Origin of the sequence: Chryseobacterium indologenes, assembly GCA_016025055.1 — a bacterium.
Taxonomy (GTDB): Bacteria; Bacteroidota; Bacteroidia; order Flavobacteriales; family Weeksellaceae; genus Chryseobacterium; species Chryseobacterium indologenes.
The window spans coordinates 1,560,472-1,576,948 of record CP065590.1 but is presented as its reverse complement, the minus strand read 5'-3'; the positions used below and the strand labels follow the sequence as shown (position 1 = coordinate 1,576,948).

Here is a 16,477-nt window from a genome sequence, read left to right as displayed (position 1 = left end):
AGCCCTTCCGCATTCCGGCGTCTCCCTTCAAACATTTGTTTAAAATTTTTCTCCCTGCCTTCCAGTCGTTTACCCTCCAATATTACAATAAAGTAAAATTTATGTTACATAAACTTGCGGGGTATTGAAGAAGTCTCTATCTTTGCCCCACTGAAAAACGAAAGACATTCAGTAAGCGCAGAAGGGCTTTTAGATAAGCAAAAACAAAATACTCTTAAAAGAAACAGACGAAAAAAACTTCAAAACTTTTTACAAAAAAAGTTGCCGGTTAAAAAAGAGTTTGTATCTTTGCAGTCCCAATTAGAGGGAGCGCAGGAGTAGAGAGATTAAGGTTTCGAGAAGGGTTTAGGGTTACACAATAGACTTTAAATTTTCTTCAAAAAACATTTGGTCAATTCAAAATAAAGTTTTATTTTTGCACTCGCAAATACGGAGCAACACTGACAGAAAGATTGCATCGTTATAAAGCGGAAGATATAAAGATCATTGACATACAATATAACAACCAAGTAAGGAAAAACTAAAGCGTTAAAAACTTTGAGTGAGTCAGACAAACATACAATGGAGAGTTTGATCCTGGCTCAGGATGAACGCTAGCGGGAGGCCTAACACATGCAAGCCGAGCGGTAGAGATCTTTCGGGATCTTGAGAGCGGCGTACGGGTGCGGAACACGTGTGCAACCTGCCTTTATCTGGGGGATAGCCTTTCGAAAGGAAGATTAATACCCCATAATATGTTGGATGGCATCATTCGACATTGAAAACTCCGGTGGATAGAGATGGGCACGCGCAAGATTAGATAGTTGGTGAGGTAACGGCTCACCAAGTCTGCGATCTTTAGGGGGCCTGAGAGGGTGATCCCCCACACTGGTACTGAGACACGGACCAGACTCCTACGGGAGGCAGCAGTGAGGAATATTGGACAATGGGTGAGAGCCTGATCCAGCCATCCCGCGTGAAGGACGACGGCCCTATGGGTTGTAAACTTCTTTTGTATAGGGATAAACCTACTCTCGTGAGAGTAGCTGAAGGTACTATACGAATAAGCACCGGCTAACTCCGTGCCAGCAGCCGCGGTAATACGGAGGGTGCAAGCGTTATCCGGATTTATTGGGTTTAAAGGGTCCGTAGGCGGATCTGTAAGTCAGTGGTGAAATCTCACAGCTTAACTGTGAAACTGCCATTGATACTGCAGGTCTTGAGTGTTGTTGAAGTAGCTGGAATAAGTAGTGTAGCGGTGAAATGCATAGATATTACTTAGAACACCAATTGCGAAGGCAGGTTACTAAGCAACAACTGACGCTGATGGACGAAAGCGTGGGGAGCGAACAGGATTAGATACCCTGGTAGTCCACGCCGTAAACGATGCTAACTCGTTTTTGGGCTTTCGGGTTCAGAGACTAAGCGAAAGTGATAAGTTAGCCACCTGGGGAGTACGAACGCAAGTTTGAAACTCAAAGGAATTGACGGGGGCCCGCACAAGCGGTGGATTATGTGGTTTAATTCGATGATACGCGAGGAACCTTACCAAGGCTTAAATGGGAAATGACAGGTTTAGAAATAGACTTTTCTTCGGACATTTTTCAAGGTGCTGCATGGTTGTCGTCAGCTCGTGCCGTGAGGTGTTAGGTTAAGTCCTGCAACGAGCGCAACCCCTGTCACTAGTTGCCATCATTAAGTTGGGGACTCTAGTGAGACTGCCTACGCAAGTAGAGAGGAAGGTGGGGATGACGTCAAATCATCACGGCCCTTACGCCTTGGGCCACACACGTAATACAATGGCCGGTACAGAGGGCAGCTACACAGCGATGTGATGCAAATCTCGAAAGCCGGTCTCAGTTCGGATTGGAGTCTGCAACTCGACTCTATGAAGCTGGAATCGCTAGTAATCGCGCATCAGCCATGGCGCGGTGAATACGTTCCCGGGCCTTGTACACACCGCCCGTCAAGCCATGGAAGTCTGGGGTACCTGAAGTCGGTGACCGTAACAGGAGCTGCCTAGGGTAAAACAGGTAACTAGGGCTAAGTCGTAACAAGGTAGCCGTACCGGAAGGTGCGGCTGGAACATCTCATTTTAGAGCGTCTTAAAGACGATAAAAAAAATTAGTATCGCAAGATACAGCACTTACTTAAAGTTCAGGCTTTAGTTTTTATTTGGTTGATATATAACAATACAAAACCCACTAGAAATTAGTAAAGGGATTGAGATACAAGAGCCCAGAGCGAAGAACCAAGACGAATGAAAGTCTTGTATCTAGCATCTAGGATCTGTAAGTCTAAAAAGACAGTCTCGTAGCTCAGCTGGTTAGAGCGCTACACTGATAATGTAGAGGTCGGCAGTTCGAGCCTGCCCGAGACTACTAATTAAAAGACGGGAAGAGATCAGATATGAGACATCAGACATTTAAGTCTGAGATCTGGATCTGATATCTGAAGTCTACTAGCGGGGAATTAGCTCAGCTGGCTAGAGCGCCTGCCTTGCACGCAGGAGGTCAAGGGTTCGACTCCCTTATTCTCCACAGTTTTGTGAGTTTGATTTAAAAGTTACGGATGGAGCCAAAAACAACATCTGTTTATCAGACGAGCAAGAAGCAATTAAGATCATTGACATTAACGGTAAAGACATCACAAAGAGATAACCGAGCACTTTCGAGTGCGAAGTTTAAAAATATTAATTAGCATTGAATGCTAATGACAAAACTAAACTAATATAATTATTAGGAAAGAAATCGTTAAGGGCGTATGGCGGATGCCTAGGCTTTCAGAGGCGAAGAAGGACGTGGTAAGCTGCGAAAAGCTGCGGGGATTGGCACACACGAATAGATCCGCAGATGTCCGAATGGGGCAACCCGGCATGTTGAAGACATGTCATCCCTTAGGGGAAGCAAACCCGGAGAACTGAAACATCTAAGTACCCGGAGGAAAAGAAATCGAAGAGATTCCGTAAGTAGTGGCGAGCGAAAGCGGATTAGCCCAAAAGTCTTTTTATATTTAGAAGAATGTTCTGGAAAGAACAGCCATAGACGGTGATAGCCCGGTATTCGAAAGGTATATTAAGATGATAAATGAGTAGGGCGGGACACGTGAAATCCTGTCTGAATATGGGGGGACCATCCTCCAAGGCTAAATACTCCTGAAAGACCGATAGTGAACAAGTACTGTGAAGGAAAGGTGAAAAGCACTTCGAATAGAAGGGTGAAATAGAACCTGAAACCGTACGCCTACAAGCGGTCGGAGCAGCGTAATGCTGTGACGGCGTGCCTTTTGCATAATGAGCCTACGAGTTAATTTTACTAGCGAGGTTAAGGTATTAAGTACCGGAGCCGGAGCGAAAGCGAGTCTGAATAGGGCGCATAGTTAGTAGGATTAGACGCGAAACCTTGTGATCTACCCATGGGCAGGTTGAAGCTCTGGTAACACAGAGTGGAGGACCGAACCGGTTGACGTTGAAAAGTCTTCGGATGACCTGTGGGTAGGGGTGAAAGGCCAATCAAACTGGGAGATAGCTCGTACTCTCCGAAATGCATTTAGGTGCAGCGTCGTATATAAGTTTATTAGAGGTAGAGCTACTGATTGGATGCGGGGGTTTCACCGCCTACCAATTCCTGACAAACTCCGAATGCTAATAAATGTTCTACGGCAGTGAGGGCATGGGTGCTAAGGTCCATGTCCGAGAGGGAAAGAACCCAGACCAACAGCTAAGGTCCCCAAATATATGTTAAGTTGAAGCAACGCGGTTGGACTGCATTGACAGCTAGGATGTTGGCTTGGAAGCAGCCATTCATTTAAAGAGTGCGTAACAGCTCACTAGTCGAGCGGTCCGGCATGGATAATAATCGGGCATAAACATATTACCGAAGCTATGGATTTGTATTTAAGATACATCTGGTAGGAGAGCATTCTATTTGCGCCGAAGCAGTACTGTGAGGTATTGTGGAGCGGATAGAAAAGAAAATGTAGGCATAAGTAACGATAAAGCAGGCGAGAAACCTGCTCACCGAAAGACTAAGGTTTCCTCAGCCATGCTAATCAGCTGAGGGTTAGTCGGGACCTAACGCGAACCCGAAAGGGGTAGTGGATGGACAATGGGTTAATATTCCCATACTTGCTCACACTAAAAAGGGGACGGAGTGCCGTACTTACTGGAGACTGACGGAATAGTCAAGGCCTAGCCTTCGGGCGAAGCTGCTGTAGGGAAAGTGCTTCCAAGAAAAGCCGAAGTGAAGCAACCCGTACCAAAACCGACACAGGTAGTCGAGGAGAGAATCCTAAGGTGCTAGAGTGAATCATGGTTAAGGAACTAGGCAAAATAGTCTCGTAACTTCGGGAGAAGAGACGCCATCAGCAATGGTGGCCGCAGTAAAGAGGCCCAGGCGACTGTTTATCAAAAACACAGGACTCTGCAAAATCGAAAGATGCAGTATAGGGTCTGACACCTGCCCGGTGCTGGAAGGTTAAGGAAGGTGCTTAGCGTAAGCGAAGGCATTGACTGAAGCCCCAGTAAACGGCGGCCGTAACTATAACGGTCCTAAGGTAGCGAAATTCCTTGTCGGGTAAGTTCCGACCTGCACGAATGGTGTAACGATCTGGGCACTGTCTCAACCATGAGCTCTGTGAAATTGTAGTATCGGTGAAGATGCCGATTACCCGCAATGGGACGAAAAGACCCTGTGAACCTTTACTATAACTTCGTATTGACTTTGAGTAAGTAATGTGTAGGATAGGTGGGAGGCTTTGAAGCTGGCACGCTAGTGTTGGTGGAGCCGACGTTGAAATACCACCCTTTACTTACTTGGAGCCTAACTTCTTTCAGAAGGACATTGCGTGGTGGGTAGTTTGACTGGGGTGGTCGCCTCCAAAAGAGTAACGGAGGCTTTCAAAGGTACCCTCAGCACGCTTGGTAACCGTGCGTAGAGTGTAATGGCATAAGGGTGCTTGACTGTGAGACCAACAAGTCGATCAGGTGCGAAAGCAGGACATAGTGATCCGGTGGTTCCGTATGGAAGGGCCATCGCTCATAGGATAAAAGGTACTCCGGGGATAACAGGCTAGTCTCCCCCAAGAGCTCACATCGACGGGGAGGTTCGGCACCTCGATGTCGGCTCGTCACATCCTGGGGCTGGAGAAGGTCCCAAGGGTTGGGCTGTTCGCCCATTAAAGTGGCACGCGAGCTGGGTTCAGAACGTCGTGAGACAGTTCGGTCTCTATCTATTGCGGGCGTTAGATGTTTGAGAGGGCTTGATTCTAGTACGAGAGGACCGAATTGAACAAACCTCTGGTGTATCAGTTGTACCGCCAGGTGCACTGCTGAGTAGCTACGTTTGGAAGAGATAAGCACTGAAGGCATATAAGTGCGAAACTCGCCTCAAGATGAGACATCTTTTAAGGGTCGTTGGAGATGACGACGTTGATAGGCTACAGGTGTAAAGGCAGTAATGTCATAGCCGAGTAGTACTAATTACCCGTAGATTTATAGCCTGATAAGGCGCACAAGAAAGTGCAGCAAGGTTAGCTCTTTGTGAAAGTTTTTATCGCTTAAAACAGATATCAGAGATGATCTCTCAGATCTCAGGCATTGGTCTGACATCTGAAGTCTTACCACTGACATCTTATATACAACCTTTAGGGTGGTTTTAGCGGTGGGGCTCACCTGTTCCCATTCCGAACACAGAAGTTAAGCCCACCAGCGCCGATGGTACTGCTAACGCGGGAGAGTAGGCCGCCGCCAGTTTTTATTTTATTTTTAAAAAGTCTCATACAGCAATGTATGAGACTTTTTTTGCTTTATACCTGAACAGGTTATAGCTTACAGGTAACAACTAACAGGCTCTATACAGTAAGCAGTAAGCATAGAAGTATCAGGTAACAGATACCGTCTAAAATATCTTACATCACGCTCTTTGGTATTGTATACCAAGGAATCTGTCTTATTATTCCTGGTTGGTCGTTTTCAGCTCTCAATTTTCAACTTTTTATTTGTTTTGATGTATTTCCTTTAAAGATTATTCCGGACGAAAATAACGAGCTTATTTTGATGGGGAGAGCGATCTTAATATTCTTTGTGAGGGTCAGATATCAGATACATTAGAATACTATAATAGATTATATCAGGATATCTGGCAATAGCTTACGGAAGGTATTTATTGACTGAAGTTGTAAGAAATAATCTATACTGTTTAGGCGGTATAGAAATAGAGAACGAGCATGATACAGCTTTCATTGCTGATGCTCACGGGAACGTGCGGGAATTTTCCGTTGAAATATAGAGAATCTCCTTCTTTCAGGATGATTTCTTCATTATCAATAATATACTTTACTTGTCCCTTCAGGATAAATTTGAACTCCCAGGCATCAGTAATTACCTTTTCCCTTTTGGAATTGGGCTCAAGAGTTAACAAGACTGCTTCAAATCCTAAAGAATGTAAACTTTTACTGAAGATATGCATATATTTAAAGCCTTCAGCTTCCACTTCTTTTTCAATAACCTGCTGACTTTCTTTAGGTACATAGATAAATTTTGCATTGGATTTTTTCTCTACTCCTTCAAAAAAGTAGCTTGCATCAATATCAAGAGACTGAATAAGATCCAGTAAAACGGGAAGAGAAGGAATTGTTCTTCCATTTTCTATACGGGAGACCAATCCATTGCTTACGTTGGCTCTGAATGCAAGTTCATTAATCGTTAGATTGTTTTTTTTCTAATATCTTTTAATCTTTTACCGATACCTATCAAAAAATCATTCATGCTGTTGCGTTTAACCTAAAATTATTATTCGTCATCGGACGAAAGACAAAGGTAATATTATTCTATAGAGTTTGTATGGTACCCGGAATCAATTCATTGAAAATTATTGTGGGTGCTGGAAAAATAAATGGATGAAAGATAAACAGTGGTTAAATTGAGTTCGGAAAACAGGTGTAGTATTCAGTGGATTCTGTCTTCCCCAAAAAAAATCCCTATTTTTGTGAAACTCCTTATTTCATTTATGAAAAAAATTATTCTTATCGAAGACGAAACCAGCGTAGTATCTTTTATAAAAAAAGGTCTTCAGGAAAACGGGTATGAGATTTCTGTAGCTTTTGACGGCCGTACGGGCGTACAACTGGTACAGGCGAATGACTTTGATCTGGTAATTTTGGATATTATGCTGCCGGAAATGAATGGGCTGGACGTCTGTAAAGAGATCAGGAAAACAAATCAAAGTGTGCCCATTTTATTCTTAACAGCTTTAGGAACTTCAGAAAATATTGTGCTGGGATTGGAAAGCGGAGGAGATGACTATCTTGTAAAACCATTTAAATTTATTGAATTGGTTGCCAGGGTAAAATCTTTGTTACGGAGAAGAAGTATTGCCAATGGTACACCGGAAGCGATTGAACCGGAGCCGGATAACGAACATGTATATCAGTTTTCAGATCTTACGGTAAATGATTATACCAAAAGGTAACCCGCAGCGGCGAAGATATTACTCTGACTTCTACAGAATATAAATTATTATTATACTTCCTCAACAATCCGGAAAAGGTGATTTCCAGAGCGGAAATACTGGATGCCGTATGGGGTGTCAATTACGAATTGGGAACTAATGTAGTAGATGTTTACGTAAATTATTTAAGAAAAAAACTGGATAATCAGGAAGATAATAAATTGATTCACACCGTGATTGGGATGGGATATGTTTTGAAAAAACCATAAAGAATGTTTAACAGAGTGATTACAAATCAAACCAAAACGATGGTCCTTTTAATGCTGGTTTTTACCGCCATTATTCTGCTGTTCAGTGGTTTGGTCTATTTTTCAATCGTTAATTTTTCACACCAGAGATTTTATGAACTATTGAAGATTCGTACGGCTACTATTATTCAGATAGAGAAAGGTAAAGATCACCTGGATATTCCAGAGAATTATGTTCTCAACAACCGGAACGACGAAGAGTTACCCATGGAAAAAGATTATGTATTTGCTGTTCCGGCCGATTCTAATTTTAAAAAAATATCGAAAGAAGTTCATATCCCTGATTCTTTTTTTAAAAGTATTATCAGAAAAGGAGAAGCTAATTATAACGATAAAGAGTTTTATTATATTGGCCAGAGTTTCAGATATGAGCATAAGGATTATATTGCCATCGCTTCTGCAAAGAATCATTATGTGGTCTACTACCTCGGATTTCTGAAAAGAACACTCCTTACCTGTATTGTACTTTCGCTGTTTTTCAGTATGATCTTTTCCTTTTATCTGTCGAAGACACTCTTTAGGCCGATTTTAAAAATTACAGGAAAAGTGAAGGAAATCAGTTCGGAAAATCTGCATTTGAGACTTGAAGCTCAACCGGACAATAAAGAACTGAATGAGCTGGTAGATACTTTTAATGGGATGCTTAACCGTATTGAGACTTCTTTTGAAACCCAAAATCATCTGATTGGTAACGTTTCCCATGAATTGAGAACTCCGTTGACTTCCATTATGGGAGAGGCAGATGTAGCTCTTTCCATCAGCAGGACACCCGAAGAATACAGAGAAACCCTGGAAATCATCCTGAATGAAGCGGAAAAGCTGGATAAAAAAATCAAAGCGTTATTGATGATTGCCCAAACGGGATTTGACGGAAAAATCCAGAAAATGGATAAAGTGAGGATCGATCAGTTGCTTTGGGATGTTATCGAAACATTAAGAAGAATAGATTCAAGGAATAATATTTACCTGGATATCAGCATGCTTCCGGATAATCCTAAAAAGCTTAAGGTACAGGGTAACGAGCAATTATTACATCTTGCAGTAGCCAATATTATCAGTAACGGCTGTAAATACTCTAATTTCCAGCAGGTAAAGGTTTCACTGGGCGCCACAGATACAGATGTCTATATTATCGTTAAAGATACCGGAATCGGGATCCCTGAAGTGGAAATGAACAAAATCTATGATCCGTTCTTCAGAGCTTCCAATACCAAAAACTATGAAGGCTATGGAATAGGGCTTCCATTGGCCAGAAACATTGTCAGAATGCACCATGGTGAATTGGTTGTAAGTTCACATGAAAATCAGGGAACTACGGTACAGATGCGTTTCCCTAATTTTTATAGTATGCAACAGGAAAGTGTGTAATCCAGCACTATAATTTTCGAAAATTTCATCTCATTTCCCATACTTAACAAACCGTATTGAATCTCAAAAGTATGCTTACTGTTATTTGATAATAGAAGGCTTTGTTATTTTATGATCTGCTTTTCCACCTGTTTTTACGTTTTACGATACATTTTTTTGCCAGTATTAATTCCTGTTAATAATTTTCTAATCTCATTTTAATCTCTTTAATGACATTTTAATTCTGTTCCAAAGATCTTCTAATCTGGTCGTTCTAGTTTTGTATTATCAAAAAGATCCAACAAAACAAAATAATAGAACATGACTAAAACAATTTTAATTGCAACGGATTACTCTCTAGAGTCATTAAACATATTAAAGAAAGTATTAAAAGAAAAAGAAGCAAAGGAAGACCAGAATCAGTATAATATCCTTTTAACATCAGGATATGATTCGGGAGATTCTATCAGAGACCTTTTATTTAATACAAAGACATCGGTTTTTAATAAAATAAGACCCGCAGAGTTCTGTGATGCCTATGGAATTATCAAGAACAAATACCCTCACCTGGTCAATAAAATTATCTGTGACATTTTTACGGGAAGTTTTCAAAGAACATTCAACCAATACGTAAAGGCAGAAAATATTGAAGAAGCCTATTACTCTTCATCCATTAAAAGCAAAGGAAAAGGAAAATTTGATCTGGTTCCTTACATCAAAAAATGCAAAGATCTGCCTTCCACAGAAGTAAAAGTTGAAATCAAGGAGCGGGTTCCTGAAAGAGGAAGGCTGGCAGAAATCTTTGTAGAAGTTTAAAAAAACACATATCAACCAATTAAAAACTAAAAAATGTTAAGGAATTATAGTAACAGCAGGACACTGGGGGATAATATCAGATTGGGGACGCTGACTGCATTTACAGCAGGTACTATAAATATTGCATCCCTGTTAATCTTCCTTTCTTTTACATCCAATGTAACAGGCCACTATGCTATTTTGGCTGCAGAAATAAGTAAAGCAAACTGGACACAGGTTGCCGTCGTGGGAGCATGGATATTTGTATTCTTCTTCGGAAGTTTTCTTTCCAACTTTATTGTCATTAATTTCAATAAAAAAAGTAAATATTTTGCCCATGCGATGCCGATTGTACTGGAAATAATCTGTCTTCTTTTTGTAGGAGTATACGGGCAGCTGTATTACCAGAAAACATTGGAGGAAACAGAATATCTGGTAGCACTGATGCTTTTTGCAACGGGTCTTCAGAACGGTTTGACGGCAAGTATCTCCAACTTCTCCGTAAAAACAACACACCTTACCGGAACAACAACTGACCTTGGGATCCTGGTATCCATGTTTACCCAGAAGAAATACCGAAAGAACGGAGAACTGATTGGAAGGGCAAAACTCCTGTCCAGTATCATGCTGGCTTATGTTTTGGGAGCTGTATTTTCAGGATTAACCTATTATTATCTCGAATTCAGGGTGTTTTACGTAATCAGTATATGTCTTTTGATTGTCATCGGATATGATGCTTATAAAATTCATGTACGCCACTTTAATACAAAATACAGGTATAACAGAATTTATAAAAAACCTAATCTCCTGGCCTATCTCTATGAAAAGATCCACGGAGTTCCTAAAAAGGAAGAAAAGAGAAAATGGGTCTTTGAAGACTAAAATAAAGAGATCATCACTATTAATTTTTTGTATAAACTAGCTGTACGCCCTTATTTCCTTATGGAATAGGGGCGTTTTTTGAAAAAATGGTCAGCCGATCCACCGTTTTTATGAATGTTTTATGAATGTTACAGATATAGTTACCTTCAGATTAAACACAAGGAGTTGCTAACGGCCTTCATTACAAAGATTAAAAAAACAGGATGGGGATAAATACAGCAAAAATGTTGATAATTAAATCTTAAATCACGATTTTAGTATTTTAATTCCCGTTTCCATTGACTATTTTTGTAAGTTGATTTACGTTTTTATGTCAGATATTATTCAGCTTTTACCGGATCATGTAGCCAACCAAATTGCGGCAGGAGAAGTGGTGCAGAGACCTGCATCCATTGTGAAGGAACTTTTGGAGAATGCTATTGATGCCGATGCTACAAAAATTGAATTGATTATCAGGGATGCCGGGAAGAACCTTATTCAGGTGGTGGATGACGGTAAGGGAATGTCTGAAACCGATGCGAGAATGGCATTTGAAAGACATGCTACCTCAAAAATCAAAGGAACTGAAGATATCTTTAAAATTGCCACGAAAGGATTCAGAGGTGAAGCTTTGGCTTCTATTGCAGCTGTTTCCCAGGTTGAATTGAGAACAAAACAGAAAGATACTTCTATCGGAACCAATATTTATATAGAAGGCGGAGTTTTCCAGTTTCAGGATCCTGTGCAGACAGCAGAAGGATCTAACTTTTTAGTGAAGAATCTTTTCTATAATGTTCCTGCAAGAAGGAAATTTCTGAAAAATAATAATATCGAATTCAGACATGTAATCGATGAATTTCAACGTGTAGCCCTTGCACATGAAAATCTTGAATTTTCGCTTTTCCATGATGATGAAGCTGTTTTCAGGTTGAGAAAGGGAAGCCAGATGCAGCGTATTGTTGATGTTTTTGGAAGAAAACTTCAGCCGCTTCTGATTCCCATTAAAGAAGATATTATCTGGTGCAAGCTTCACGGATTTGTAGCAAAACCGGAAGGAGCCAAGAAATCCAGAGGCGAGCAGTTTCTTTTTGTCAACGGAAGATATTTCAAAAGCCCTTATTTTAACAAAGCAGTTCAGGAAGCTTTTGAAGGATTGCTTCAGCCGGGTTATGTTCCTTCATTTTTCCTTTTTCTGGAACTTGATCCGGAAAAGATTGACGTCAATATCCATCCGCAGAAGACAGAGGTGAAATTCGAAGATGAACACCTTATTTTTGCTTTACTTCGTTCTACCATTAAAAGATCCCTGGGGATTTATAATGTTTCGCCAAGTCTGGATTTTGACAGAGATCCTGAATTGGATCATATGATGAATAAACCCGTTCCCAGTAAAGGAAATGGCGGTGGAAGCGGAGTCATAAAGATGCCCGAAATTATTGTAGATAAAGATTATAATCCGTTTTTAGAAGAAAAAAATGTACGTCCGGAAGAAATCCAGAATCTTACGGAAATGTACCATCAGAATATTACCGCGGAACCTTCGAAAATTAATTTGTTTGAAGATGAAGATTTCGATGAAGACCTTATGAGGCTTCCAAACGGGTACTGGCTTTTCAATAAAGGAGATGTAACCCTGATGCTGGATCTTGGAAGAATGCACAGACTATTGGTGTCTGAAAGTAATAAATCTACCAGGAAAACAAATACAAACAGCCACGCTTTGCTCTTTTCGCTCGAGTATCATATGAATGAGATTGAAAAAAATAAATACAATTCAATCAAAAAATATCTTCCGGAACTCGGGTTTGACATGAAAATTGCTCATGAAAGCGTGTTGAGGATAGATTCACTTCCCGAAGGATTAAAAGAAACGCAGGCAATGAAGTTCCTGGAAAACTTATTCGAAATTCTGGAATATAAGACGGAAGAAGAATTTATGCAGTATTATCATAACCAATGGAACAAAATGCAATCCAAATCCAGGTTTGATTTTCTGTATAAAAAAGATGCGGAGCAAGTGATCAAAGACTTTACCGCGTTAGGATTCCCTGAATTTTTACCGGACGGGAAAAGATGCTTCTATGAAGTTCCGTTTAATGATTTTAAAAACAAATTTTAAAAAATATGTTTAATAATATACCACCCATTACAAGAAATATTATCATTATTAACGTCATCGTTTTTATTGTTACCTCCTTAATGGGTAATCAGGTAATTGGTTATCTGGCCGGATTCTATCCGTTTTCTCCTTTTTTTCATTCATGGCAGATCATCACCCACATGTTTATGCATGGAAGTATCATGCATATTTTGTTTAATATGTTGACCTTATTCAGTTTCGGTCCTATTCTGGAACAAACATTGGGAGATAAAAAATATTTAATACTCTACTTTGCGAGTGGTCTCGGTGCTTTTTTTCTCTTTAACCTATGGAATTTTGTGGAAGCTCAGCAGATTACCAATGAATTACAGCAATTGGGATTCAATGTAAGTGCTTATTTATCAGGAGCCGGAGTGAATTTTTCAGGGAGTGCAGATTCCGTTCTCAGACAAAAAGAACTCGTAGAAAGTCTAAAAGGTATTGTAGCAACTCCAATGGTAGGAGCGTCCGGAGCTATTTTCGGAGTGGTGGCAGCATTTGCAACGTTATATCCGGATTCAAAAATCGGAATTATGTTTATTCCGGTTCCGATGAAAGTAAAATATTTATTACCGATTGTGATTGTTATTTCTGTATATCTGGGAGTTTCAGGCAATGGAGGAGGAATTGCTCACCTGGCCCACGTTGGTGGAGCACTCGTGGGGTGGCTGTTGGCACGAAATTGGAAAAAGCATTTGTACAGATTCAATTAAAACAATTTTGTGAAAATTTTCAGGCTAATACTATTCGTTCTACATCTCGGAATTCTTTTTTATTACTGGCTACCTTGTTGAATGCTTACATTCCGCCGAAAATATTTCCGTGGTTTAATCTGCTTTCGCTGGGCTTTCCTGTGCTTATTATTTCCTACGTTTTACTGACGCTTTTCTGGCTTATCAGCTGGAAAAAAAGAGCTTTTGTATTTATCCTGGCAGGTCTGGCTTTTTTAGGCCCCGTAAAACGGTGGGTTACTTACACTTCCGGTAAAAAAGAATCTCCTGAACTAAAGGTTGTTTCTTTTAATACCAAAGCAGGAAGTATGGGAAGGGAGCAAGTTGGAGCTTATCTGAAGTCTCAAAATGCCGATGTTATCCTTTTGCAGGAAGAAGGGAAAGGTTATGAAATAGAAGGATATCAAAAAGTAAATCCTTTCGGTGGTTTTACAGTGCTCACCCGGCATAAAATTATCAGCCAGAAGGTGATAAACCCGCAGGATGAAGAACTGAGAATTCCGGGCGTACAAGTTGATATAGAAATCAATGGCAGAATATACAGGTTTATTGATGTGTATCTGCATCCGTTTCGTTTTGAAAAAGAAATGGTAAAGCTTAGCGGAAACTCCGATACCAATGAACAGAAAGTAAAAGATGTTATCAAAAGACTTATTCCTACTTTTAAAAAACATCAGGAGCAGGTTGCATTTCTGCGCGAAGCTGTTGAAAATTCTCCTTATCCCGTTATTTTAGGTGGTGATTTTAATTCTGTTCCCAACTCTTACGAGTACTATCACGTATCGGAGGGGTTGCAGGATGCTTTCCTGAATGCAGGAAAAGGAAGCGGAACAAGTTTTCACGATTACAAATTTCCAATCAGGATAGATTATCTTTTTTCTTCCAAATCCATCCGTGCCGTTTCTTACGTTGTAGACCGTTCTATCAGTCTTTCAGATCATTATCCTGTCATTGCAGAATTTGCTGTCGATTCAAAATAATCATAAAAAGAGTTAAAAATTTTGTTCTTGGTAGGGTTTTTGCTTAAAAAAACGCGTACCAAGACCGTTTTTTCATGAAGTCGAATCAGATACTACTGTTTATACATATTGTCGTTGCTGTTTTATTACTATGCACATTGGGGAATGCATGGATTCCGCCTAATCTTTTAGGGAATCTTAATCTGCTTTCTCTGGGTTTTCCCTATCTGATAGTGGCTCACCTTATTCTTACGATGATATGGATTTTTAAAAAAGAAGAAAGTTGCCATTGCTTTTGCATTAGGTACTCTTATTTTTTACAATCCGATAAGAAGATGGGTTAATTTTTCCCCTAAAACAGAAAATCTTAAAACCATTCGTGATATTAAAGTACTGACCTTTAATGTAAAATACGGCGATTATGGATGGGACAAAATAAAAAACTACATTAAAGAGCAGGATCCTGATATTATTTTGGTTCAGGAAAAAGATACCAACAGGGCGATAAAACATGACCTGGTAAAATACCCTTCGGTGATTCTTAAAACCAAGCATAAAATTATCAGACAGTCGGAAATTATTGAAGACAATGCAAGAGGAAACTCTTTCTTTGCAGATGTGGATATCAACGGTAAAATTATTAGAATCGTGAATGTTTATCTGGAGCCTTTCAGACTTCATAAGACCATGTTTACAAAACTGGATGCTTTTGGAATAGGAAATGTTTCGCAACTTCTTTCTCATATGATTCCTACTTTTCAGGCTCACGAAGATCAGGTGAAAAAGATCAGAAAAGTGATTGATATGTCTCCGTATCCTGTGATTCTGGCGGGTGATTTCAATTCTGTTCCCAATTCCTATGAATATTATAATCTGGGTAAAAACCTTCAGGATGCTTTTATGGTAGCTGGTAAAGGAAGTGCAAGCAGTTTCCATGATTATAAAGTTCCATTGAGAATAGACTACATTTTCACCTCAAAATCCATTATACCTTTGAGCTATAAAGTAGATCAGTCTGTAGAATTATCGGATCACTATCCTGTAATTGCAGAATTTCTGTTAAATTAGTTCCATGAAAAATTTATTGTTTGCGGTCTTTATTTTTTCCGTTCTTTTCACAGCGTGCTCCAAGAAAGAGTCATCAGGATTTGCTGCGGAACCGGAAGTAAAAACCCATTATGATACTACAGCCATTGATTCGTTTTCTAACGGGGCGGTTTCCGTGGATATTGCGCGAAAGATCAGAATGTCTTCCCCAAAATATCTCGATTCTGTAAAGCAGGCCAAGAAGGCTCAGGAAGAAGAAAAGAAGCTGAAAGACGAGCTGGATAAGGAGAACAAGAAAAAACTGGAAGAAGAAAAGAAAAAAGCAGAATCTGAAAAAAAACAAAAGGTTTCTGAAAAACCAACCGCCGAATCTAAAACAGAATAATTTAAAAACATTTTAAAAATATACAATATGAAAAAGCAAATTTTAACCGCTTTGGCGATCTCCGTATTCGCTGTAGCATGTACCAAATCAACAACAAAATCAGAACAGGTAGAAAATGCGGATGGTACCGTGACAACTACAACAACAACTGTTACGGAGTCTTCTCCTCATCTTGTTGATTCAGCCAAAGTGAATGAAGCTAAAGAAAATGTCAATGCAAAATTAGACCAGGCAGGGGATAAAATTGATAATGCAGCTCAAAAAGCTAAGGATAAAATTGATGCCACGGCAGATAAGACAAAACAGGACCTTAATAAAGCCGGTCAGGATATCAAAACGGAAGCTAATAAAGTAGGAAAAGATATTAAAAGCGGAGCCCAGGAAGCAGGTAAAGATGCAAAAGAAGCGGCAAGGAAAAGCGCTGCGAAAGTAGAAGATGCAGCCAAAAAATTAAAAGAAGATTTAAGTAAATAAAAG

Annotated in this window: 8 protein-coding genes, 2 tRNA genes, 3 rRNA genes and 3 pseudogenes; 15 read left to right on the top strand and 1 reads right to left on the bottom strand. The window is 40.0% G+C overall.

Translation table 11 applies throughout. From position 1 onward, the window contains the following. Positions 1 to 558 precede the first annotated feature (558 nt). The 5 genes from H3Z85_07020 (at position 559) to rrf (ending at position 5,731) form a co-directional block, all read left to right on the top strand. Positions 559 to 2,079: ribosomal RNA gene (locus H3Z85_07020) — 16S ribosomal RNA — on the top strand. 207 nt (positions 2,080 to 2,286) lie between these two features. After that, a tRNA-Ile gene (locus H3Z85_07015) sits at positions 2,287 to 2,360 on the top strand. A gap of 85 nt (positions 2,361 to 2,445) precedes the next feature. Beyond that, positions 2,446 to 2,519: transfer RNA gene (locus H3Z85_07010), tRNA-Ala, on the top strand. Positions 2,520 to 2,722: 203 nt separating this feature from the next. Continuing rightward, positions 2,723 to 5,479, top strand: a 23S ribosomal RNA gene (locus H3Z85_07005). A 144-nt stretch (positions 5,480 to 5,623) separates the two neighbouring features. Next, positions 5,624 to 5,731 (top strand): 5S ribosomal RNA (rrf, locus tag H3Z85_07000). Together the 16S, 23S and 5S rRNA genes with 2 tRNA genes alongside form the textbook arrangement of a ribosomal RNA operon. A gap of 445 nt (positions 5,732 to 6,176) precedes the next feature. On the opposite strand, the pseudogene H3Z85_06995 reads toward rrf, so the two are convergent. Continuing rightward, a pseudogene (locus H3Z85_06995) lies at positions 6,177 to 6,745 on the bottom strand (helix-turn-helix transcriptional regulator). 241 nt (positions 6,746 to 6,986) lie between these two features. Between H3Z85_06995 and H3Z85_06990 the strand changes: the two are divergent. The 10 genes and pseudogenes from H3Z85_06990 to H3Z85_06945 all read left to right on the top strand — a co-directional run bounded on the left by H3Z85_06990 (position 6,987) and on the right by H3Z85_06945 (position 16,474). Next, positions 6,987 to 7,696 (top strand): annotated as a pseudogene (locus H3Z85_06990) (response regulator transcription factor). 3 nt (positions 7,697 to 7,699) lie between these two features. Then, complete coding sequence (locus H3Z85_06985) at positions 7,700 to 9,103, top strand: HAMP domain-containing histidine kinase (protein ID QPQ53114.1); 1,404 nt, start codon at positions 7,700 to 7,702, stop codon at positions 9,101 to 9,103. Between the two features lie 300 nt (positions 9,104 to 9,403). Next, entirely contained in the window at positions 9,404 to 9,898 is a 495-nt protein-coding gene (locus H3Z85_06980) for a hypothetical protein (GenBank protein QPQ53113.1), read from the top strand. Between the two features lie 33 nt (positions 9,899 to 9,931). Further along, the gene (locus tag H3Z85_06975; protein ID QPQ53112.1) at positions 9,932 to 10,759 is read left to right on the top strand and encodes a DUF1275 domain-containing protein; all 828 of its coding nucleotides are present in this window, start codon (positions 9,932 to 9,934) and stop codon (positions 10,757 to 10,759) included. Positions 10,760 to 11,069: 310 nt separating this feature from the next. Further along, entirely contained in the window at positions 11,070 to 12,857 is a 1,788-nt protein-coding gene (gene mutL, locus H3Z85_06970; protein ID QPQ53111.1) for a DNA mismatch repair endonuclease MutL, read from the top strand. A gap of 5 nt (positions 12,858 to 12,862) precedes the next feature. Continuing rightward, a complete protein-coding gene (locus H3Z85_06965; protein ID QPQ53110.1) occupies positions 12,863 to 13,591 on the top strand; it encodes a rhomboid family intramembrane serine protease in 729 nt (242 codons plus the stop codon). Positions 13,592 to 13,668: 77 nt separating this feature from the next. Continuing rightward, entirely contained in the window at positions 13,669 to 14,589 is a 921-nt protein-coding gene (locus H3Z85_06960; GenBank protein ID QPQ53850.1) for an endonuclease/exonuclease/phosphatase family protein, read from the top strand. Positions 14,590 to 14,663: 74 nt separating this feature from the next. Further along, positions 14,664 to 15,636, top strand: a pseudogene (locus H3Z85_06955) (endonuclease/exonuclease/phosphatase family protein). A 4-nt stretch (positions 15,637 to 15,640) separates the two neighbouring features. Next, positions 15,641 to 16,000: a hypothetical protein gene (locus H3Z85_06950; GenBank protein ID QPQ53109.1), complete on the top strand. Its 360-nt coding sequence runs from the start codon at positions 15,641 to 15,643 to the stop codon at positions 15,998 to 16,000. A gap of 27 nt (positions 16,001 to 16,027) precedes the next feature. Beyond that, a complete protein-coding gene (locus tag H3Z85_06945; GenBank protein QPQ53108.1) occupies positions 16,028 to 16,474 on the top strand; it encodes a hypothetical protein in 447 nt (148 codons plus the stop codon). Positions 16,475 to 16,477: the final 3 nt, after the last annotated feature.